The sequence below is a fragment of the Nitrospiraceae bacterium genome, assembly GCA_019637075.1.
Classification (GTDB): domain Bacteria; phylum Nitrospirota; class Nitrospiria; order Nitrospirales; family Nitrospiraceae; genus JAHBWI01.
The window spans coordinates 255,312-275,743 of record JAHBWI010000001.1; the positions used below are offsets into that span (position 1 = coordinate 255,312).

Annotated in this window: 19 protein-coding genes; 6 read left to right on the forward strand and 13 right to left on the reverse strand. The window is 62.1% G+C overall.

Annotated elements, in window-relative coordinates; genetic code table 11:
* Positions 1-49 precede the first annotated feature (49 nt).
* The 5 genes from KF814_01185 to KF814_01205 all read right to left on the reverse strand — a co-directional run bounded on the left by KF814_01185 (position 50) and on the right by KF814_01205 (position 4,583).
* A complete protein-coding gene (locus KF814_01185) occupies positions 50-487 on the reverse strand; it encodes a CBS domain-containing protein (protein ID MBX3234739.1) in 438 nt (145 codons plus the stop codon).
* Positions 488-558: 71 nt separating this feature from the next.
* Positions 559-867 (reverse strand): hypothetical protein, encoded by a 309-nt coding sequence (locus tag KF814_01190; GenBank protein ID MBX3234740.1) that lies wholly within the window; start codon positions 865-867, stop codon positions 559-561.
* A 248-nt stretch (positions 868-1,115) separates the two neighbouring features.
* Complete coding sequence (locus tag KF814_01195) at positions 1,116-1,394, reverse strand: hypothetical protein (GenBank protein MBX3234741.1); 279 nt, start codon at positions 1,392-1,394, stop codon at positions 1,116-1,118.
* A gap of 106 nt (positions 1,395-1,500) precedes the next feature.
* On the reverse strand, positions 1,501-1,743 hold the full coding sequence (locus tag KF814_01200; GenBank protein ID MBX3234742.1) for a hypothetical protein: 243 nt from the start codon (positions 1,741-1,743) through the stop codon (positions 1,501-1,503).
* Complete coding sequence (locus KF814_01205) at positions 1,740-4,583, reverse strand: FAD-binding oxidoreductase (GenBank protein ID MBX3234743.1); 2,844 nt, start codon at positions 4,581-4,583, stop codon at positions 1,740-1,742. Before KF814_01205 ends, KF814_01200 begins: the two co-directional genes overlap by 4 nt.
* A 150-nt stretch (positions 4,584-4,733) precedes the next feature.
* On the opposite strand from KF814_01205, the gene KF814_01210 reads away from it, so the two are divergent.
* Positions 4,734-5,702: a D-glycerate dehydrogenase gene (locus KF814_01210; protein ID MBX3234744.1), complete on the forward strand. Its 969-nt coding sequence runs from the start codon at positions 4,734-4,736 to the stop codon at positions 5,700-5,702.
* A gap of 65 nt (positions 5,703-5,767) precedes the next feature.
* Here KF814_01210 and KF814_01215 read toward each other — a convergent pair whose 3' ends face one another.
* Positions 5,768-7,684, reverse strand: a complete 1,917-nt coding sequence (locus tag KF814_01215) for a tetratricopeptide repeat protein (protein MBX3234745.1) — start codon at positions 7,682-7,684, stop codon at positions 5,768-5,770.
* A gap of 177 nt (positions 7,685-7,861) precedes the next feature.
* Complete coding sequence (locus KF814_01220) at positions 7,862-8,080, reverse strand: cold shock domain-containing protein (GenBank protein MBX3234746.1); 219 nt, start codon at positions 8,078-8,080, stop codon at positions 7,862-7,864.
* Positions 8,081-8,371: 291 nt separating this feature from the next.
* Here KF814_01220 and lptF point away from each other — a divergent pair, with 291 nt between their 5' ends.
* The 5 genes from lptF to lpxD all read left to right on the forward strand — a co-directional run bounded on the left by lptF (position 8,372) and on the right by lpxD (position 13,368).
* A complete protein-coding gene (lptF, locus tag KF814_01225) occupies positions 8,372-9,457 on the forward strand; it encodes an LPS export ABC transporter permease LptF (GenBank protein MBX3234747.1) in 1,086 nt (361 codons plus the stop codon).
* 1 nt (position 9,458) lies between these two features.
* The gene (lptG, locus tag KF814_01230) at positions 9,459-10,553 is read left to right on the forward strand and encodes an LPS export ABC transporter permease LptG (protein MBX3234748.1); all 1,095 of its coding nucleotides are present in this window, start codon (positions 9,459-9,461) and stop codon (positions 10,551-10,553) included.
* 105 nt (positions 10,554-10,658) lie between these two features.
* Positions 10,659-11,909 carry a beta-ketoacyl-ACP synthase II gene (gene fabF, locus KF814_01235; protein MBX3234749.1) on the forward strand — a complete coding sequence of 417 codons (1,251 nt, stop codon included), beginning with the start codon at positions 10,659-10,661 and terminating at the stop codon, positions 11,907-11,909.
* 69 nt (positions 11,910-11,978) lie between these two features.
* Positions 11,979-12,284, forward strand: a complete 306-nt coding sequence (locus tag KF814_01240) for a hypothetical protein (protein ID MBX3234750.1) — start codon at positions 11,979-11,981, stop codon at positions 12,282-12,284.
* A gap of 4 nt (positions 12,285-12,288) precedes the next feature.
* Positions 12,289-13,368 carry a UDP-3-O-(3-hydroxymyristoyl)glucosamine N-acyltransferase gene (lpxD, locus tag KF814_01245; GenBank protein MBX3234751.1) on the forward strand — a complete coding sequence of 360 codons (1,080 nt, stop codon included), beginning with the start codon at positions 12,289-12,291 and terminating at the stop codon, positions 13,366-13,368.
* 9 nt (positions 13,369-13,377) lie between these two features.
* Here the strand turns inward: lpxD and KF814_01250 are convergent, their stop codons facing one another.
* From KF814_01250 to KF814_01275, 6 genes are all read right to left on the reverse strand, one after another.
* A complete protein-coding gene (locus KF814_01250) occupies positions 13,378-13,908 on the reverse strand; it encodes a hypothetical protein (protein ID MBX3234752.1) in 531 nt (176 codons plus the stop codon).
* A 492-nt stretch (positions 13,909-14,400) separates the two neighbouring features.
* Positions 14,401-16,485, reverse strand: coding sequence for an HD domain-containing protein (locus KF814_01255; GenBank protein ID MBX3234753.1), 2,085 nt, complete (start codon positions 16,483-16,485; stop codon positions 14,401-14,403).
* A 22-nt stretch (positions 16,486-16,507) separates the two neighbouring features.
* On the reverse strand, positions 16,508-17,254 hold the full coding sequence (locus KF814_01260; GenBank protein ID MBX3234754.1) for an AAA family ATPase: 747 nt from the start codon (positions 17,252-17,254) through the stop codon (positions 16,508-16,510).
* A gap of 173 nt (positions 17,255-17,427) precedes the next feature.
* On the reverse strand, positions 17,428-18,375 hold the full coding sequence (locus KF814_01265) for a hypothetical protein (protein MBX3234755.1): 948 nt from the start codon (positions 18,373-18,375) through the stop codon (positions 17,428-17,430).
* A 52-nt stretch (positions 18,376-18,427) separates the two neighbouring features.
* Positions 18,428-19,912: a response regulator gene (locus tag KF814_01270; protein ID MBX3234756.1), complete on the reverse strand. Its 1,485-nt coding sequence runs from the start codon at positions 19,910-19,912 to the stop codon at positions 18,428-18,430.
* Between the two features lie 24 nt (positions 19,913-19,936).
* On the reverse strand, positions 19,937-20,416 hold the full coding sequence (locus KF814_01275) for a chemotaxis protein CheW (GenBank protein MBX3234757.1): 480 nt from the start codon (positions 20,414-20,416) through the stop codon (positions 19,937-19,939).
* Positions 20,417-20,432 lie beyond the last annotated feature (16 nt).

Below are 20,432 nucleotides of genomic sequence, written 5' to 3' on the forward strand. Positions count from 1 at the left end.
TTCTTTCTTCCCACCTCGGGATACGCTTCACGCATCACGAGATACGTCTTTAGGTCTCATCGACCGAAGGCCCCAGACCAAGCTGGGCCCGCAGCAAATCGTGCCGCGTGATGCTCCGCGTCACTTTCCCATTCTGCACGACCGGCAGGATCTGAAAGCCCATCTCGAAGAGCCGGGCCACGCTGGTGAGCGAGGTATCATCCTTCACCGCCACGAACGCGGAGTTCATGATGTCGCGGGCCTGCGCCGTCCGGAGGTCAGTGCCCCGATCGACTGCGCGGATGATGTCGCCCTCATTGATGAAGCCAAGAAATTCATAGTCTCGGCCGACGACCGGCGCGCCGCTGATGTGGCTCGTCACCATTTCAATGGCGACGTCCAGCGCGCTTTCGTCCGGTTTGAATCGGCGGGTCATCGTTCCGACGATGTCGCCCACCACGCGATACCCCTCAGCCGGATTGCCTTCCACGTTTGTCACGACCTTCATCACACCCTCCCTGCAAGAAATAGGTTGAACCAGGTGCTTGCCGAACGTTCACTGCTCCATTCCCGCTTGTGCTAGGGCGATGGCGACGGGGTCCGCGGAGGCATGGGAATGGGATCGGGTGGCGCGGGCGGCATCGGCACCGGCCGAGTGGGATTATCGGGTCGTGAGACATCGGGGTCCCGCCGCTTTCGCGTTTCCGGATCCACCGTCATGCGCCGATCGACCTCCGGCGGCACCACCACCGAATCCGGCGACGGCAGGGTCTTGGGATGCTGCACGATTCCAGGATCGATGCTGGGGGGAGCGGTCGATGGGTTCTGCTCCGGTTGATTCCCGGTCGCCGGCGGCCTTGGCTCAGCCGCGGCGAGCATCGCCCCCATTGAGATACTCACCATCCACAATAGGACTGCACCACAGAGCGACCGGAGCAGCCACCGCATAGCGCCCCCGCGTTTGGTTCGATGAATGGAAGGAAACGGAACCTTGCCGGATGTGCCCTGGTTCAGTTGTTCACTGATTCCAGCGTAGAATCAGTTTCGAGGGAAGGCGACTGGGCGGAACCCTAGCCGGACGCTCCGCAGCGCCGAGCGAATCCGCATGGGACCATCGGAACGAGGTGGCGGCGGATTTAGGAAGGGATGTCGCGCGTGCCGTCGTAAGAAGCCCGGGATTGGTGGGACAGTTTCAGCACGTCGCCGTCCTTGACCAGCGAATCCAGCGTGCTCACCTTCTTATTCACGGTCACGATCAGTTCCCCCTGCTGGGCGATCGGCAACAGGGGCCCGAATTGTTCCGCTCGGCTGGCCAGGAGCTTCTTGACGGACATCGGCTCCTCTACATCGAGTTCCAAGTCCGTTTCAGGTACCCGGGCCTGAAGCGTCGGCCCCAGGATGAGAATTTTCACCATGTCGTTGATCTCCCCAAATAAAAGAGCAGATGGCTGATGGCCTCTGCTTATAGCAGAAAGAAGGACGGTTGTGCTTCCTGCCGGGCGCCATCGGGCCGTTTGCGGATTACGATTGCGCCCTTGCGTGGCAATGCAGACAGTCCTGTCGCTTCGGATGCTGCGTGGGCATGGGGCGAACAGCTCCCGGTTGATGGCACTGCAGGCAATCCTTCTCATCCTTGATGGCCTGATGCTCCGCGGTCGCCGGCACCTTGGGATTACGATCCCGCGGACTCGGCAGAAGCGCCACCCCACCCACCACCGCGACGGCCAGCCCCACGAAAACAAGATCCACTTTGCGAAACGTCATGCCGACGATCCTTTACCTTCCGCCGAGTGGCGCTCACCGGCTTCGTACGCCTCCTGCAGAACCTGGGCAATATGTTTCACCGCCACCGTTCCCTGGAGACCGTTATTCAATTGAATCATGCAGGCGGGACAACTGGTCGCCACCGTATCGGCCCCCGTCTGCTCGATATTGCGCCGCTTCCGCTCGAAGATCCGCTGCGAGGTCTCGTAATTCTTCACGATATACGTCCCCGCCCCACCGGCGCAACGATCGGCATCCGTCATCTCGACGAACTCGGTGTCGGGAAGTCCGGACAGCACCTCACGCGGCTCCTTCGTGACGCCCGCGGCCCGCAGATGACAGGACGAATGGTACGTGATGCGGCGTTGGCCATCCATCGCCGCCCCTAACGGCGGCTTGTTCTCCGACTGCGCGACGAACTCGGCGATATGCACCACCTTGCGCTTCAATTCCTCGGCCGCTGTTTTGATCTCTTGATCGTCAAATAACTTCGAGTAATCCTTGAGCATGAGCGTACAGGACGCGCAGCCGGTCACGACCTTGTCGTAAGCCGCCAACGATTGCAGGTTGAAGCGGGCGTGTTCGCGGACGATGTCCATGTGGCCGTAGGTTTCGATGGGGGTCCCGGAACACCGCTGCGGCGGCAGCGCCGGCTCCACCCCGTGCTTGCGGAGGACGGCGATCACCGCATCTCCCACCCCATCGTCGAAGTACTTCGCGGCACAGCCATGAAAGTAGGCCACCCGCCCCGTTCCGGTCTCCCCCTGCCTCCGAGTGAGTTCCGGATAGCGCTCCTGGAGCCGGCGCGACGCCAGCCGGGGCAGCCGCAGATCGGCCGGAAACGCGGCGGTCGGCGCGATGCGCCGCAGCAAGGGCATGGCCATTCGCTCCAGCAACCTCCGGGACGGCCCTCGGTCCCACAGCCATTGCGTCTTGCCTAACACCTTAAGTATCGCTTCAAATATCGGAAGCCTCCGCTGCAGGTCGAACAGCCACCGAGTCCCTTGATTGGGCTGCTCCGCGCGGCGCCGCAGGATCAACTCCGAGACGTCGACGCCCGCCGGACAGATCGTTCGACAGGATTTGCAGTTGAGACAGGCCTCCACCACCCGCTGGGAATTGAGATAACTGTAGTCCTTCGAAGTCACGACCTCGAACCAGCCGCGGCTGCTCATATCCTCCGACTGAAAGACGTCATAGACCGGGCAGACCGAATTGCATTTGGCGCAGGTAGCGCAAGACTTCGAGAGCCTGGTGTAGTCGATATGCTGCGTGAAGGGCGCGTCGCTGATCTTGACGCCGGGGTTCATGATATTGCCCGGATCGAAGGCCTGTTTGACCCGCACGAACAGGTCATACAGCTCCTCGCCGAACATCTTGCGGACATACTCGGCCCGCACGCGCCCGTCGCCGTGTTCCCCGCAGATCGATCCGCCGAACCGGCCGAGCACCGCCTGGTGGATCTCATGGTAGGCCTCCACCATCTTGTCGAAGTCTTGCCGGTTGTTGACGTCCAGGAGCGGCACGATGTGCGCGTTGCCGTTGCCGATATGTCCGAAAATCGCGACCGGCACGCGACGACCGTGAAAATATTCCTCAAGGTACCGGATCAATTCGCTGATCCGCTCTGCCGGCACCACGACGTCATCCACGAAGTTGATCGGCTTCTTGTGCGGATCGAAGCGATAGAGCGTCGGGTACAGCGCCTTCCGGGCTTTCCACAGTTGATCCCGCTGCTCCTTGTCGTAGGCCACCGTGAGCTCGCCGCAGAGACGGTACTGGCGGCAGGCGGCGGACATCCGGTCGGCGCGCTCGCGCAGGTCGGACGACTCGTCGAGCGTATCGAGCTCGGCCAATAATGTCGCGGCGGCATCGGCCGGGATGCCGTGTTTGCTGCGGCCGATCAGGTCCAGCGTGTTGGCATCCATGACTTCGAGCGCGCTGGGACGCAACCGCAAGAGATGCGGAATCGCCTCGCCGACTTCCTCGAGATGCTTAAAGTGGATCAGCGCGGTGAGGGTGCCCTGCGGTTTCGGAACCAGCGTGAGCTTGGCCTCGCTCATGATGCCCAGCGTCCCCTCGCTGCCGACGAACAGTTTGGGCAAGTCGAGGACACCCCGGCTCAGCCCTTCGGCCAGACCAAAGAGGTTGTATCCGCAACTGTTCTTGCTCACCAACGGCCGCTTGGAATCGATCAGCGCCTGGTGCTCGCTGATGAGTTGCAAGAGGGGTTTGAGGGCGGAATGCTCTGACAGCATGCGCTCGCACGCCGGGTCGGCAAGACGCAGTGCCGAGGCGTCGAGCCAGGAACCGGACGGGAGGCAGATCCGCACCGCCGACACATTGTCCTTCACCGCTCCATAGACCAATGTGTGCGGGCCGGCCGAATTGTTGGCCAACATCCCGCCGAGTTTGCACATGTCCCCGCTCGAGGGGTCGGGACCGAACAGAAGCCGACGCGAGGCCAGCTGCTTGTTGAGTTCGGCCAGCACGATACCGGGCTGGACACGCGCCCAACGCTCCGCTTCATTCACCTCGAGGATACGATTGAGCTTCGAAACGTCGACGACCACCCCGACCCCGATGGCGGAGCCCGTGAGATTCGTCCCGGCGGCACGGGGCGTCACCGGGATGCCCCTCGCGGCGGCAAACCGGATGGTGGCTTCGATGTCGTCTTCGCATTCGGCCAGCACGACGGCTTGCGGCGTCATGCGATAGATGCTGGCGTCGACCGCATAGGCGGTAAGCGTCGGGAAATCGTTCTGCACTTTGGAGGAACCCAGCAATTGGCGAAGGTCCCGCACGACCGACGTGGATTTATCAGGAAGAACGAGCGTCATGATGTGGTTACGATCGGCCGCATTCTAACAGGATGACGAAAACGACCGCCACTGAATCGAAGAGCCTCTGGCACAGACAGCCGACGTGGTCCTTTCCGGATCTCAGACCATATGCTATAGGCTATACGCCATCAGCCCCGAGGGAAACCAATGAGTCGTCCTCGTCTCTATATCTCACGCCGACTCCCCGACGCCGTCATGCGAGCAGCGCGCGAACGCTACGAGTTGATCCGGGAGCCAGGCGACGACCAGCCGACGCGAGACGCGCTCGCGAACGGGCTCCGTGAAGCCGACGCCGCCGTCTGCCTCCTCACGGATAAAGTCGATGACGAACTGCTCGCCGACGCTCCCCGGCTGAAGATCCTCGCAAACTATGCCGTCGGCTATAACAACATCGATCTCGCCTCCGCGGCGCGCCGTCACATCGTCGTCAGCAACACACCCGACGTCCTCACCGACGCGACGGCCGATTTGACCTGGGCCCTCATCTTGGCGGTCGCACGCCGGGTGACGGAAGGCGATGGGCTCGTCAGGAGCGGCGCCTGGACCGGCTGGGCGCCCACACAGCTGCTGGGGACCGATGTCTCGGGCGGCGTGCTGGGGATCGTCGGACTCGGGCGCATCGGGCAAGCCGTCGCGCGACGGGCGATTGGATTCGGAATGCGTGTCCGTTACGTGGCTCGCCGGCCGCAACCCGGCATCCCGCAGGAATGGGAACCGCGAACGCTGGGCGATCTGCTGCCTGAGGCGGATTTCCTTTCACTGCACGTACCGCTCACCGCAGAGACACGTCATGTGATCGGCGCCAAAGAACTGGCCGTCATGAAGTCGTCGGCATTCCTGATCAACACGAGCCGCGGGCCGGTCGTCGATGAATCGGCTCTGGTGACAGCCTTACGAGCCCACACCATCGCAGGGGCTGGCCTGGACGTCTTCGAGCAGGAACCAGCGATCGATCCGGGCCTGCGTCATCTGCCGCAAGTCGTGCTGCTCCCCCACCTGGGCTCGGCCACCCTGGCAACCAGGATCAAGATGGGCATGATCTGTCTGGAGAATATCGCAGCGGTGCTGGCTGGCCGACCGGCGCCGAATCGCGTGGGATACGCGCGTGGCTCGTGACGGGTGAAGCGCCAAACGCCCGAAGGCGACGAAATACGCTTCACGAGATACGTGGGAGTCGCTGGTCACCGTCCCGCGGGGCGGGCGGCTCCTTGCGCGGGATTGGGGAGCGGATGGGATGCGCCGTTCGACCCGTTGCTGCGGAGGGCCTCCAGGCGCTGAGGGACGTCGTGGAACGCCGGAATGGCCTGGTACACGCCGATCGCTCGATCGACCGACCCGACCTTCTCGTAGAGCAGCCCGAGTTCATACCGCACGATCTGCGCGTTGCCCCCGCGACAGCGTGAATCCCCGAGCAGCTTCTCGAGGAGCTGAATAGCCTGATCCGATTGGCCCTGCTCTTTCAGGCACAGCGCCATCATCAAACAGGAATCGACGAAATAGCCTGAGTCCTTCATCGACAGCAAGAATTCTTCTTTGGCCTCGTCGAGCAAGCCCATGTCCTTGTAAGCCATCCCAAGCGAGTAGCGCGTCTCCGAATCGATCATCTCGACAGCGGGAGGCGCAGGCGGTGCCACCGGCGGGGCGGAAGCAGGCGCTGGAGCCGCCTCGGCCATCACCGGCGGAGGGGATACCACCGGTGCAGGCGGCACGGAATCAGCCTTGGGTTGCGGCGATGCGGTGGATTGCGTGGCGACAGGCTTTGCCGAGACAGCTGCACCGGGAAGCGGGTCAATGAACCGGAACGGCACCTCAGGCTCGAGCTTCGGGGCCTGCTCCGCGTTGACGGGCTCCGGGGCAGGCGCGGGAATCTCACTGACGGCTGCTGCCGGCGTCTCGGCCGGCGGTTCTACGGTGGCCGTCGGATCGAAGGACGGCGCCAACTTGCGGGCAATCGCGCTGCCCGGCGCCAAGGCCTGAATCTTTTCGTAGAGCTCGGCAGGTAAGGTCGGCATGCCCGGCTCCGGATGCTCCAGAAGAATTTCGACCGCCCGGCCGAAATGGTGAGCCGCCGTCGCTCCGTCACCCCGCTCTTCAAACAGTTCGCCGAACAGCTCCAGTATCGGGACCGAATTCGGCTCCACTTTCAAGAATTCCGTGATCAATGACTCGGCCAACGGGTAGTCCTGCGCGCGCAGCGCAGCGCCGGCGAGGAACCGATACTCGCCCAGAGCCACTTGCACGTTGCCCTGCAACAAATGCAATCGCGCCAACAATTGGCAAATCTGAGGGTTGCCGGGTTCACGGCTGAGCAACTGCGTGAGCATGGCCTCGGCCCCGGCGTATTGGCCCTCGTCGATGCGCCTCGTGGCTTCGGACAGGAGATCGGTTCCCTCACCGGTCTTGGCCTGAGCCGCAGCCGGCTTTGCAGCCTTCGCCAGGTTCAACGGCGCGTCCCCGCCCCCCCGCTGGAGCATGTCGATGATTTCCCGAGCCTCTGCGTTCTGAGGATCGAGCTTGAGCACGGCGAGGTAGGCGTCTTTGGCTTCGTCGTACCGATTCTGCGCGGAACGTTCACGGCCCAGCTGCAGATACACACGCACCGCCTCGTCACCCAAGTTTTCCTGGACACAGAGTTCGGCGACTTTGCGTTGCGCATCCAGGTTCGAGGGATCCTGCGAGACGATCTTGCGGTAGACATCCAGGGCTTCTTTGGTCCGCCCTTCCTTGAGATAGTGTTTCCCGAGCGTGAGGTAATCCTGCACGGCGCTGCTCAAGAGCCCGCGCTCGGCGTTGAGATCTCCCAGATGCCGGTAGATATCGTAGCGGGACGGGTCGACCTTCAGAATCTTCTTATAGGCGGCGATGGCTTTGAGCGTGGACCCTTCGGTCCGAAACGCGGCGGCGGCTTGCAAAAACGCGGTGATGGCTTCGCTGGTGGCGTTGCGCTTGAGTTGAAGATCCCCGATGGAGTTGAAGATGCTGCCGTCGGCCGGAGAGTCAGCCGTGAGCTTCTTCCATTCGGCGATGGCCGCGTCAAACTGACCTTTTGACGCGAACAATTGGGCGTTTTGCAGGACTGTTCGGCGGTCGACGGGCACGACTGTCCCCCACTCGGACTGTGAGGTTAAACGCTAACAGTCTGCCAAATCTTTGTCAAACAAATGGGAAAAAGCTCCGCGGGGGAGAATGAGAATGTACAACCGGTTTGAGGAGGGAGCACGCAGCGACCTCCCCGTTCCGATGGAGGAGGTCGCCGTGAGTCGGCTGAGAAGATCTTAGGATGCGGTGATCAACATCTTGAGTACGTTCGCCGCCTGCGGCCCTTTGGCTCCCTGAACAATATCGAACTCCACGTTCTCGCCTTCCTTCAGAGTCTTGAATCCGTCACCCTGCAGAGCCGAGTAATGGACGAACACGTCCTCCCCGCTGTCGAGTCGGATAAAACCGAATCCCTTTCGGTCATTGAACCACTTCACCGTTCCTTTGGTCTTCACACAGTCCTCCTTTCCTTAACGCACATACGCAGAACACGCCCACCCGGCTGCCGAATCACCGACAATGATGGCAAGAGAAAAGGAATACGGAGAGGCGAGCGCGAGAGGCTCCTGCGGGGCGTTAAGTCGATAAACAAGCCGACCCATCATGACCTGCTGAAAAGTGCGCAGCCATGTACCATGCATCCGCAAAACTTGTCAAGCAGATAGTTTCGCAAACGGGCGTCCGGTCTGTTTACAAGCCCTACCGACTCTTCTATAGTGCACTCAACTCGGACCGCGACGACCTTCGTGCTGCACACCATCCTCGATCGCTACATTTTTCGCGAACTCCTCTCCCCGTTCAGCATCAGCCTGGGCGCCCTCTGCTTCGTCATGCTCACGAAGGAGCTGTTACGCCTGGTGGAATTGCTGGTGACCAAGGGCGTGGGGTTCCTCTCCGTGCTCAAGGTCTTCGCGCACCTGCTGCCGTCGTTCCTCGTCCTGACGCTGCCGATCGCCGGCATCATCGCGTCGATTACGGCCTTCGGGCGCCTGTCCTTCGACAAGGAGCTCGTCGCCATGCGGGCCGCCGGACTCAGCCTGCTCCGGCTCTCACGGCCCGTCTTCCTCTTTGCCGCGCTCGTCTGCGGCATGACGATGGTCCTGGCCCAATGGGGACAGCCCTGGAGCAACGTCAATCTGAAAAAGGTCGCGCTGAACCTGCTGCGTGACGAACTCGTGCTCGAGCTCGACAAGGGCGTCTTCAACGAAGCCATCCCGAAAATGGTGATTTACGTCCCTGATGCGCAAGGCGGCGGAACCGGCAAGGGGATCTTCGTCTCCGACGAGCGGAACGCAGCCGATCCTCGCATCATCGTGGCGCAACAGTACCTCGTGATGACCGATCCCGCGACAAGCCAAGTGGCCTTGCGATTGACGAACGGGGTCATTCATAGCCAGCCGCAGGACGCGGAGCAGTACCAGAAGATTTCGTTTGCGACGTACGATCTCAAGCTCAGCTTGAGTACCAGCCTCTACGGGGCCGAGGAGCGGACCCCGGTCGAGGTGATTCGCGCCAAATTGGATCAGTCCGGTTGGACCGATACCGCCGCGCTCCGGCGCTTGATGGAATATTACAAAGACCTGGCGTTTCCCACCGCCTCGTTGGTGTTCTGCATTCTCGGCGTGCCGGTGGGCATCGTATCGAAACGCTCCGGTCGCATCGGCGGGTTTGCGGTCGGCGTGATCGTGGTGATCGCGTACTACGTGCTCAACGTCGCCTGCGAGTTTCTCGTGACGACGCTCCTGATCCCGCCTTTCGCCGGGGCTTGGCTCCCGAACCTGGTCTTTGCGATCGTGACGGTCATTTGGTTTTATCGCATGAGCCGCCAGTAACATGATGACCATTCTGTTTCGATACCTGCTGCGCGAATATCTCAAGATTTTTTCGATGTGCTTTTCGGGGCTCATGACCGTGTATCTGGTCATCGACTTCTTCGAAAAGGTGCGGCGGTTCCTGCGCTACGACGCCCATGCACTGGACGTGCTTGCCTATTTCGTCCTGAAGATGCCGGCGATTTCGTATCAGATCGCCCCCTTGGCGGTGCTGATGGCCACGTTGCTGACGATCGGGCTGTTGTCCCGCAGTCACGAGATCACGGCGATGCGGGCCTGCGGCATCAGCCTCTACTGGATTACCTCCCCGTTCCTATTTCTCGGGACGGTGCTCGCCCTAATCTTATTGTTGTTCAGCTCCATCGTGATTCCGCTGTCGCTGGCGGAAGCGGACTCGATCAAGGCGACCAAGATTGAAAAGCGCACCGCTCCCGTTTCTTTGAAGGCTCCGCAGCCATGGGTACGCCTGGGTGCGCAAACGCTGATGAACATCGACAGTATCGAGCCGGGCGGGACGGTCCTGCGCGACGTACGGGTCTTTCACCTCACCCCAGCCTTTCAACTCGAGGAGATCACCGAGGCCCGCCGCGCCGTGTATGGCCCGAGCGGCTGGACGCTGCATGACGGCAACCGCCGGGTCTTTCACCAGGACGGCACCCTCTCGGTCAACTCGTTTGCCGTTGAACCGCTGCCGCTCGCACAGATTCCCGACGACTTCACCACCTGGCTGGAATTGGACTCCGAAACGATGACGTTGAAAGACATCCGCGGCTATGTCGACCGGCTGCAGCAAAACGGGACAACCATGCCTCGGCTGATTACCGACTACTATGCCAGGCTGGCGTTTCCCTTTGTGACCCTGATCATGGTGTTGGTCGGCATCGCGCTCAGCCTGCGCCGCACCGGCGTACGCGGCAGTGGAATGGCGATGGGGATCGGCCAGGCGATGGCGGTCGGGTTTTTCTATTGGTCGGCCCACTCGGTCGCGGTCGCCCTCGGGCGAGGCGGCGCGCTGTCGCCGATGCTGGCCGGCTGGATGGCCAATCTCGTCTTTCTGACATTCGGCTGTTATCTGATGTTGAAGGTCCGCTATTGAGCGGCGCGGCTGTGCCCCGCAAGCGGATCGCGGGTCCGTCATTGACTGTCACGGTGCCTTCCGGTAAGTAAGAACGATTGGCCGCAGGGAGGCGGCATCCGGACTATGTCCGCACGCGTTGTCATCACAGGGCTCGGGGTCGTGTCGCCGATCGGCATCGGTGTGCCGCAATTTTGGAAGGCGGCGCTGGAGGGGCACTCCGGCATCTCGGCCATCACGTCCTTCGAACCGTTTCCGCTCGAGGGCTACCGTTCCCGGGTCGCCGGGCAAATCCGCGACTTCTCCCCCGATCAGCATCTTCCGGCCGGCCAGGGTGACCGCGTCGACCGCTATGCCCAGTTCGCGCTCGTCGCGGCCAATGAAGCTCTCGCCGATTCCGGGTTGGCCATGGACAAGGAGCCGGCCCATCGTGTCGGGGTCATCGTCGGCGCCGGCATGGGCGGCATGGTCATGGGCGAGCGGGAAATCACGCAGCTCTACGAACAACAACGCCCCCACCGCGTGCACCCGAATTTCATTCCCGTCATTACCTTGAACAGCGCATCCGGCATCGTGGCCATGGCGTACGGGGCCAAGGGCCCCAACCTCACGATCTCGACCGCCTGCTCATCCAGCGCCCATGCCTTAGGACAGGCGTTGCAATGTATTCGAGCCGGGACGGCCGACGCGGTCATCGTGGTCGGCGCGGACGCCAGCATTACCCCGCTCGTGTTCGCCGGTTTTTGCTCGCTTCGCGCCCTCTCGACCAAGTATAACGATCAGCCCCAGCGGGCTTCGCGCCCGTTCGATCGGGGCCGCGATGGGTTCGTGATGGGCGAAGGCGCAGGGGCCTTGATCCTGGAATCGCTGGCTCACGCCAAGAAGCGCAAAGCCCGGCTCTACGCGGAAGTCGCGGGCTATGCCGCGACCAGCGAAGCCTATCACATGGTGATTCCGCGCGAGGACGGAGCGGAGGTCGCGACCACCATGCGACTGGCCCTGGACGATGCGGGCGTCACCCCGGCACAGGTCGACTACATCAACGCCCACGCCACCTCGACCACCGTGGGCGACGCCGTCGAGGTGAAAGCCATCCGGCAGCTCTTCAAATCGAAGGCGGACAAGCTCGCCGTGAGCGCGACTAAATCGCTGGTGGGTCATACCTTGGGGGCCGCCGGTTCCCTGGCCGGCGTCGTAGCCGCGCTGTCGTTGGAGACCGGCCACATCCACGGCACGCTGAATCTTGAGGATCCGGACCCGGCCTGTCACTTGGCGGGCTTGTCCCGGGATTCGCGGACGGGGAAACCGAAGGTCGCGATGGTGAATGCGTTCGGGTTCGGAAGCAACAACGCCGCCGTCGTGCTGAAGAAAATCTAAGCGCGCGAAGCGATCGACGCCGCGAGTCCCAAATCGAGACGCGGCAATGAGGGAGTGAAATATCGGGCTATGGCCAAGACAGCGAACGTATCGGACAAAATCCTCGCGGCGCTCGCGGATTATCTGAAGCGCGATGCGGCCTCGATCAAGCCGAGTCACCACCTGCGCGAGGACTTGGGGTTGGATTCGATGGCGGTCATCGAACTTTTATACCGGATCGAAGAGGCCTTCAATCTACAGATCCCGGACCAGGATCTCGTCGGTCTGACTACGGTCGGTCAGGTGATCGCCTACGTCGAAGACCGCGTGACGCCGCCCGCTCCCGTCGCCGCGAAGAAAGCCGCGCCTCGGTCGAGCAAGGGAAAGAAGGCGTAGCCCGATGGGAACCGACCGTACGGCCGTCACCCTCGGACAAATACACCGCATCACCGGAGGAGAACTCATCGGCTCTCCGGATGGCACGGTCACCGGCGTCGCCAGCCTCGAGCAGGCCGGTCCCAACGACTTGGCCTTTCTTGCGTCCGAACGATTTCAACAGATTGCCCGAACCACAAAGATCGGCGCATTGCTCGTACGCCAACGCCTGGCCGACTGCGCCAACCCCCAGGTGGTGGTGGCCAACCCCGCCTATGCCTTTGCCCGCGTCACGCAGGAACTGTTCGTACGGCGTCCGCGGTCCCGCGGCCTGTCATCCCAACTTGTGCGCGGCGAGCAGGTGACGATCGGCGCAGACGTGTCGATCTGGCCCGGTGTCACATTGGGCGATCGGGTGACGATCGGCGCGCGGGTGACACTCTATCCGGGCGTGTTTGTCGGCGACGATTCGACCATCGGCGACGATTCGGTACTCTACCCGAATGTCGTGGTGCGGGAAGGCTGCCGCCTCGGCGCGCGCGTCATCATTCACAGCGGCACGGTCATCGGCAGCGACGGGTTCGGCTATGTCCAGCACGAAGGCCGGCATCAGAAGATCCCGCAATTGGGCGGCGTCATCCTCGAGGACGATGTGGAACTCGGCGCCAATGTCGCCGTGGACCGGGCGACATTCGGCAATACCATTATCAAGCGCGGCACGAAGGTCGACAACCTGGTGCAGATCGCTCACAACGTCGTCGTCGGCGAACATAATATCCTGGTCGCCCAGGTCGGCATCGCCGGCAGCACTACGCTCGGACGCTACGTCATGGTCGGCGGTCAAGTCGGGATTGCGGATCACCTGCAGATCGGGGATCAGGTCATGATCGCCGCCAAGTCCGGAGTCACCAGAAGCCTGGAGCCGAACCAAATCGTCTCCGGCGCACCGGTCATGCCGCATACGACGTTTCTGAAAGCTCAGGCGGTGATTCCCCAGCTCCCGGAGATGCGGCAACGAATTCGTGAGTTGGAAGAACGGCTGGCGAGAATCGAACAGTCGGCCACGCAGCCGGCCAAGAAAACACAGGCGCGGAAGAAGAAGTAGGCCTCTCCCCTAACGCCCAACCTTGATCACGCTTCTCCAGAAAAACAGTTTCGCCCAGAAAAACCCGGCCCAGGGCATCAGGTAGCTCCCGACCGTGTCCACGGCGCCGTATTCGATGCAGAGCGCCGAGGCGCCCACGATCACACCCGTGGCTGCGAGATAGGCCAACGGCACCCAGACTGGTCCCGCAGAGGGCGCAGCACTCGGGGTAGCCCGGCGTTTTGAGCGCGATTCACGCCCGGTAGACGCGGGCCGCATTCGGTACGCATACACTTCCGGATGCTCCCGCAAAATCCATTGCTGATATTTGGTCTGCGCCCAACCGAACAACCCGCCGAGGAATAAGAGACCGGAGCTTTGAAAGAAGGTCGCCCAGGTATAGGAATTGGTGGTGACCAACTGATACCCGAGAGCGCCGGTGCCGCCGACCATGCAAATCAGGCCGAGGATTCCGGCAGGGAAGAGAATATAGGCCTTCACATAATCCGTGGCCTTCTCCGCCTGCCCTAGCGTCTCTTTGAATGTCACCAGCTTTGGCATCGTTCGCCGCCTGCGCCGCCTCGTTCGCGTTGTGCCTCGCCGGCCGTGCCGGCGCGACCCGCATGGTCGTACAATCGAGCCTTGATCCGCAAGTAGAAAGGCAGGGGCCGCGCTCGATGTTTTCCTTTCCATGAAGGAACGCAGCGGCCGACGTACATTCTTGCGCGCGAATGTTTCGTGTGTGACTCGCGTTGGGACGACGCGGCGCTCAACGCCGTGCTCCCGCTCCAGCCTTGCATATGCGAACCGGCACATCAGCATAGCCGCTCCTGATCAGGAGTTTCCATTGCTCAAGTGCGCATCGCTAGTGGCAGCGCACCGGGCCGCCGGTGGGCGCGCCCGAAACGATTTCCACTGTCCACAGGAACTGTGGATGGCCTGTGCGCAACCGTGTGGATAGGGTGGTTCGCGAGCGATGAACGAGGGACTCGAGCGGTCTGCCTAAGGAATAGGCGGGATGAATTCTGATATTTCAGCAAGATACATCGGAACTCACGCGAGCGGGAGGATTTCGAAAATCGCCGTTCGTTCCAGCCTGCCGATGTCGACCCACTGCCGAGCGAGCGGCACCAACGCCGCCAGCCGTTCCTGGACGGCAGCCAGTCGTTCGTCAACGGCGGCGGGGCGATTCTGTGTGGTCACCTGCAAAAAGCTCCGTAGCCCGTGAAGAAACATCGTGATGTTCACAGCGGCGACCCGATCCGCCGCGTTATATAAGCCGTCGATGTCCTGTAGCACCGACGCAAGGGCCTGAGGGTGCGGCCCCGTCCCCTCCGAGTCGCTGCGGATGTTACTCAGCGTAGCCACGAGAGCGGGCACCCGCGCTTCCATTTGCGCCAAAAAATATTCATCCTGCTCATCGAGATCCTTCAAGATCCGTCCGATCGCACGCGCGTCTGCGACGGGAACCCCGCGCGCCGCCTCTTCCTCCGCCCGCTGGATCACGGTCTCGAGCACGTCGCGGCGCGGTTGTTCCGAGCGCCCCCGGGCATCGTGCAGTTGCCGCAGCGCGTCCAAAATCGGCAACGCGGTCGCCAGAGCGGGCTCGCCTACCTGGACGTTACTCTCCTCGCCGGCCTCGACCGGCGGCATTGGAACTGACACCGGAGCCGGCTCGTGAGCACCGGATGGCGCGCTCGCTGCTTCCGGCGAGGGCGGCGCCTCTTCCTGTCGCGGCCCGAGCTCATGCACCAATCCCATGATCCGGGTCAGCCCCTCGCGAAGCGACGTCAGGTGATGAGATGCAACCGCACGTTCGTGTTTACCGGCCGCTTGCAACAGCGGTAAGAGATTGGTGGCCATCTCCTCGAGCGCTGTGAGCCCGACGGTGGCCGCGGACCTGGCAAGATTCGTCACACCCTGCAACATGAGATTCGCCAGCTTGGCCCGACGCGGCTGCTCGATGGTCCGATCCATGCGCTCGAGAGCCGTCTGTATCTGATTCAGCCATTCACGTGCTTCAAGTGCGAACAATCCCAGGATCTCCCTCCGCACTTCGCCCGCATTCTGCACGGCCGTTTCGGCCGTCGACTCGGACGAATCCGGCTCTTTCCGATCCACCGCCGTCTGAATGACATCGGCGATCGCATCAAGACTTTCCAGGAGTGCGGAGAATTGATCCGTGGCGCTGCCGCTCGAACGAGGGGCGCCGCCCCCAGGCTTCTCGGACGACTCAAACGACACACGCTCGACCGCCGGAGGATCGAGGGTCTCGACGATCGATACCAGCGGAAGCGTTGCCAGGTCCAGGATTCGAGCCGCACCGCCGAGTGCGTCGTCTCCGTCCACGCGTACGGACGGGCGTGACGGATAGCGGGGGTTGATCTTGGTCACGACCCCCTGTTCGCCGCCGCTCAATCTCACGATCGTGCCCAACGGGTAGATGGACAGTTGCTCGACCAACGCCTTCATGATCTCCCGCGGGAAGGCCGTGCGTTCGGTGACCAGCAGTTCACGCACGGCTTCGTGCGGCAACAGGCGGCGGCGATAGGGTCGCGGGCTGACGAGCGCGTCGAAGATATCCACCAACCCGATGATCTGAGCCAGCTCGTTGATTTCCCGCCCCTTCAGTTTGTTCGGGTAACCTTGCCCCTTGCCCCGCTCATGCGCCTGCAACACGACTTCCCCGAGCCACGCGTATTCGGGCCCGAACTGCGCGACGATCTCCGCCCCCACACGCGGGTGATTCTCCACCACCGTCCGCTCCTCCGTGGTCAACCGGGCGGATTTGCTCAATAACTGCTGCGGGATGGCAAAGATACCGACGTCATGGAGCAGGCCGGCCAACGCGAGGCGGCGAAGTTCATAGCCGTAGTAGCCGAGCCCTATCCCGACCTTGGTCCCCAAGATTCCGACGTTGATCAAGTTCGTCACCAGCGGTGGACCGGGTGGACTCGACAGCGCCTCCACAACCAATTGGTCGTTGTCTTGGATGGCATCCACGAGTTCCGCCGCGAGACGAGTGAGCTCGGCCAGATCAATGCGCTGGTGTTGCTCGACTGCTCCGGCGACCCGCATCAAGGCGGATTCGACTTTGCGATAGTAGCCCTGTTCCGACGTATCCATCGATCCTGACATGCGTTCCCTCGCCCGTGGTCGTTTATCCGATGTTCGCGGCTTCCCGCACGGTGCTCTCGTCGATTTCCGACATCCGTCCCAGGGAGCCCAGCAACAGACAGAGGTCGCACAGCGTGTTGATGAGTCGGCACACCCCCCGTCCTTGCTCGTGGATCCGACTGACTGCCTCCTTGGAGAAAATCGGCCGGCTGGCGCCGGCAACCAGGAGGCGCGCGTTCATATAGGCCCTTGTGTCTTCAAGGGTAAATGTGGCCAGGTGGTAGCGAATGGCGATGCGCTGGCTGAGTTGAGGGATGCGATCGACCTTTTGCCGCAACTCCGGCTGTCCCATCAATACTAAGGTCACGAGGAACGCATCGTTGGTCTGGAAGTTGAGCAAGAGCCGCAACTCCTCGAAGAGTCGCCGGCTCTCGATAGCCTGCGCCTCATCGATAACGATCACGGTATCGACCTGCTTGTGATGATTGGCCAAGAGATGCTCGTTCAATCGATGCAGAAGGCGGACCTTGGACCCGCCAGCCGAGATCCCCAGTTGGCTCAGAACTTCGCAGAGAAAATCCTTGGAGGAGAAGGACGGGTTTGCGATCAAGGCTACGTCGTACCGGGATTCGGGCAGGTTCAGCACCAACGCCCGGCTCAGCAAGGTCTTACCGCAACCGATTTCTCCGGTGAGCATGACCGCGCCCTTCCGAGCCTGAATGCCGTACAGCAGTCGCTGCCTCGCCGACTCATGTCCAGGGGTGGCGACGTAAAATCGGGGGTCGGGCACGTTGTCGAAAGGCCGGCAGCGCAATCCCCAGTATTGCTCATATGCGAATTCGGATTCTTGGAGCGGTATGAGGACCGCTGCAGGCAGTGGAGGCCGGCCGGCCGACGCACCTGAATGCACGTCCGCCCCGTCTGTGGAAGGATCTGAGAACTGAGATGCCGGTATCATGTCGATCAGGCGGCCGGGAGCAGCTGGCTCATCGCTTCGCGTTCGCTGCGGCCCGATGCGGCCCATTCCTGTGCCAACGTAAGCACGCCTCTGATCTTGCCTTCGACCGCCTCGAATCGCTGAGCGGCAATGCTCGGTCGGCGTTGTGCCAGGATTGAGAGAAAGCTCTGTAATCCGTTGAGAAAGGTCACCATGGCGGTCGCATTGGCGTGCTTGGCGCCGTTGTGCAGCGACTCGATCTGCCTGATGGTGGCGTCCATCGATGGCTTGGAGTCCAAGACAGCCATACCCTCCTGCCGGAGCCGACCGAGGTAATGGGCGATCGCCGGCAATTCCTGCTGGACGGTGAGAAGGTACTGTTCATCCGCGCTCTGAGTGTCTGCGAGGATCTGCTGGTAGTCCTTCGAAACGATTTGTCCGTTTCCCTGCCTGGCTTCTTGTTCCAATCGTCGCATGACGTGAGGGATCAGACTGCGCGTCACGCGGTGATCCGCAACCTCACGGTCGTGCAAGTCTCGCAAGGAGTTTAGAAGGACCAGGAGATCCGCGGCCTTATCCTGCGGGGGCGCCGCTTTCTCCACCACTCCCAAGCCAAGCTCCAACCCGGTCGCAGTGGTTACCGAGGCGACCACCAATCGGAACTGTCCACGCACGGTGGCGTAATCCTGCTTGGTCGCGGTCGTACGATCTTTAATGGTATCGATGAAAGGCAACAGCGCGAAGGTGGTGCGTTCCACTTCCGAGAGGCTGACCGTAGCGGCCGACCCGCCGAGACTCGTGATGCCTCGCACGATCACATCGACCAACTGCGCGTGGCGGTCGGCCGGAGCCTGGCTCTCGAGCTCCGTGATCGCCGAATGTATCTGGAGAAGCCACTCCTGCGCTTCCTGCCCGAACAGGTCGATCAGTTCTCTTTGAAAATCGTCTTCGGTCTGTTCAGGTTCGGTCGCCACCGGGCATTCCTCTGCGCTGGCCGGGGATGGTTGTGGAGTCGGAGCGGGACGACTAGCGCTTGCCGCTACCGAGCTGAGACGCCAGGCCCGCGATCTCAGCCAGCTTTCGCGCCATGTCTTCCAAACGACGGTTGGAGAGATCCGCCATTTGCTCCGCTTCGTTGGCCCGCTTGGCTAACTGAGTCGACCGCTCGCGCTCGCTGGTTAAGACCGCATCCAGATCACGGGCCTTCTGCACGGCCTGCTCAAGATCCTGCACCTGCGCTAAGAGCGCGGCGGCGGTATTCCGTTCGGTCGCCAACGTCGTTTCGAGTTCAGCCAATCGCGCGCGGCCCTGCTCCAGCGCTTCTTCCAACTCGGGCACTCTGGCAACGGCGGACTCGAGGTCGGCCACTCGCCCGATCAAAGCCTCCGAACGGTCGCGCTCGGCTTCCAACTTGCCGTCCAATTCCTTCGCTCTTTGTTCCGTCTGTTCCAGTGAGGAGAGCTGCTGCACCAACTGAGTCGCCGCATCCCGCTCCGCCGATAGCGTCGCTTCCAACTCGACAATTTTTGACGCTTGCCTGGCGCTGTCCGCAACCTTGGCCGACAGTTCGTCGGCTCGCTGCCGTTCTTCCGCCAAGCTGGACTCGAGTTCCGGCACACGCTCCGCCTGCCTGCTTGCTTCGGACAGTTGCTCGGCCATCGTCGCGCGTTGCGCCCGTTCCTCCGCCAATCCCGATTCCAAGTCCTTCGTGCGTCCGAGCAGCTCGGAAGTCTGTGCGCGCTGCTCGTCGAGCGCCGCTTGAGCTTCTTGAAGACGCCGCCCGCCCTCCTGCCGCTCCCGATCGAGTTCCTGTTCCAACTCGGTGATACGCGCAGCACGCTCGGCCATCGCCGCTTCGAGCGCCTGGTCGGCCTGAGGGGCCGCGAGTTCGATCGATTGCGCCGCAGGAACGGGCGCCGCCACAGCAGGTTCCGGCTCGGTAACAGCCAACTTGATGGGTTCCGGTTCCGGCTCGACATGGACACGGATCGGTTCCTCTTCCCGCGCGCCCCATACCGGCTTCGCGGCCGAGATCGTCGGTTCGGACAACTCCGGGTCCGGCTGGCTCGCCGCGCGAACGGGTTCCTCTACGACAGGCTCATGGGCCAAGGCAGGCGCCGGCATCGCGGCGGCCGCCTTCGGCTGTCGCTTCGCCAACAGGTCAAGAACGCGGTCTTTCAGCGACGTCCCCTGAAACGGCTTTTTCAGCACACCATCAGCCTTACAGGATTCCGCTTGCCGCGACACTTCGTCGTTGACGATACCGGAAATCAGCAGCACGGGTATTTCGGAGAGATTCGGCTGCATCCGCACGAAGGAACAGACTTCATATCCGCTCTTGTCCGGCATGATGACGTCGGACACGATGAGGTCGGGTCGATCCTTACTCAGGATGGCCAAGGCTTCCGATCCGTTGGCCGCCAAGGTCACGCCCATTCCCGCCTCGGTCAGGAGACGTTCAGCCACCTTGCGGACCGCAATGCTGTCGTCGGCGATCAGTATCTTAGGCATGGCACTCCTCTTTCAGCACAGGTCTCATGGATTCAGGCGAGAGGGGGCAACCCCCAACGTCGTCAGATTGATTAACGGAAACTCCTCATCCTCCGCGATACAGGTCCCCGCGATGTCGGGATCGGGCCCCACTTGGTAGCGAATGGCGGAACGCTCCACCATATGCAGCGCGGGCACGACGTTATCGATCCGAATCGCGATCGGCCCGTCGACATGTTTGGCCATCAAACACAACGGTTCTGTCTCGGGCATGGGGCGCCGCAACTTCGCCGCCAGGTCGAATACCGGCAAACAGTCCTTTTGGTGCCGAACCAAACCCGCGATGAACGGCGTCTCGCTCGGGACCGGGCTTGATCCCGGCCAGGGCATCACACCGCCGACTTCGTCCGTTCTTGCCGCAAGCCGCATCCCACCGACTGAAAACACGATCAACCCCTGGGTGCGCATAGCCGCAGCCTGTTGCGCGTGGGCCCGTAACTGGCTTCGGAGTTGTGAGCGCAACATGGTTCGACTCTTGCCC

Excerpts from the sequence above, each read along its gene's own strand:
- KF814_01250 (MBX3234752.1), bottom strand. The coding sequence starts at position 13,908 with ATGCCAAAGCTGGTGACATTCAAAGAGACGCTAGGGCAGGCGGAGAAG.
- KF814_01195 (MBX3234741.1), bottom strand. The coding sequence starts at position 1,394 with ATGGTGAAAATTCTCATCCTGGGGCCGACGCTTCAGGCCCGGGTACCT.
- KF814_01270 (MBX3234756.1), bottom strand. The coding sequence starts at position 19,912 with ATGCCTAAGATACTGATCGCCGACGACAGCATTGCGGTCCGCAAGGTG.
- KF814_01255 (MBX3234753.1), bottom strand. The coding sequence starts at position 16,485 with ATGTCAGGATCGATGGATACGTCGGAACAGGGCTACTATCGCAAAGTC.
- KF814_01185 (MBX3234739.1), bottom strand. The coding sequence starts at position 487 with ATGAAGGTCGTGACAAACGTGGAAGGCAATCCGGCTGAGGGGTATCGC.
- KF814_01190 (MBX3234740.1), bottom strand. The coding sequence starts at position 867 with ATGGGGGCGATGCTCGCCGCGGCTGAGCCAAGGCCGCCGGCGACCGGG.
- KF814_01200 (MBX3234742.1), bottom strand. The coding sequence starts at position 1,743 with ATGACGTTTCGCAAAGTGGATCTTGTTTTCGTGGGGCTGGCCGTCGCG.
- lpxD (MBX3234751.1), top strand. The coding sequence starts at position 12,289 with ATGGGAACCGACCGTACGGCCGTCACCCTCGGACAAATACACCGCATC.
- fabF (MBX3234749.1), top strand. The coding sequence starts at position 10,659 with ATGTCCGCACGCGTTGTCATCACAGGGCTCGGGGTCGTGTCGCCGATC.
- KF814_01205 (MBX3234743.1), bottom strand. The coding sequence starts at position 4,583 with ATGACGCTCGTTCTTCCTGATAAATCCACGTCGGTCGTGCGGGACCTT.
- lptG (MBX3234748.1), top strand. The coding sequence starts at position 9,459 with ATGATGACCATTCTGTTTCGATACCTGCTGCGCGAATATCTCAAGATT.
- KF814_01240 (MBX3234750.1), top strand. The coding sequence starts at position 11,979 with ATGGCCAAGACAGCGAACGTATCGGACAAAATCCTCGCGGCGCTCGCG.
- KF814_01275 (MBX3234757.1), bottom strand. The coding sequence starts at position 20,416 with ATGTTGCGCTCACAACTCCGAAGCCAGTTACGGGCCCACGCGCAACAG.
- KF814_01210 (MBX3234744.1), top strand. The coding sequence starts at position 4,734 with ATGAGTCGTCCTCGTCTCTATATCTCACGCCGACTCCCCGACGCCGTC.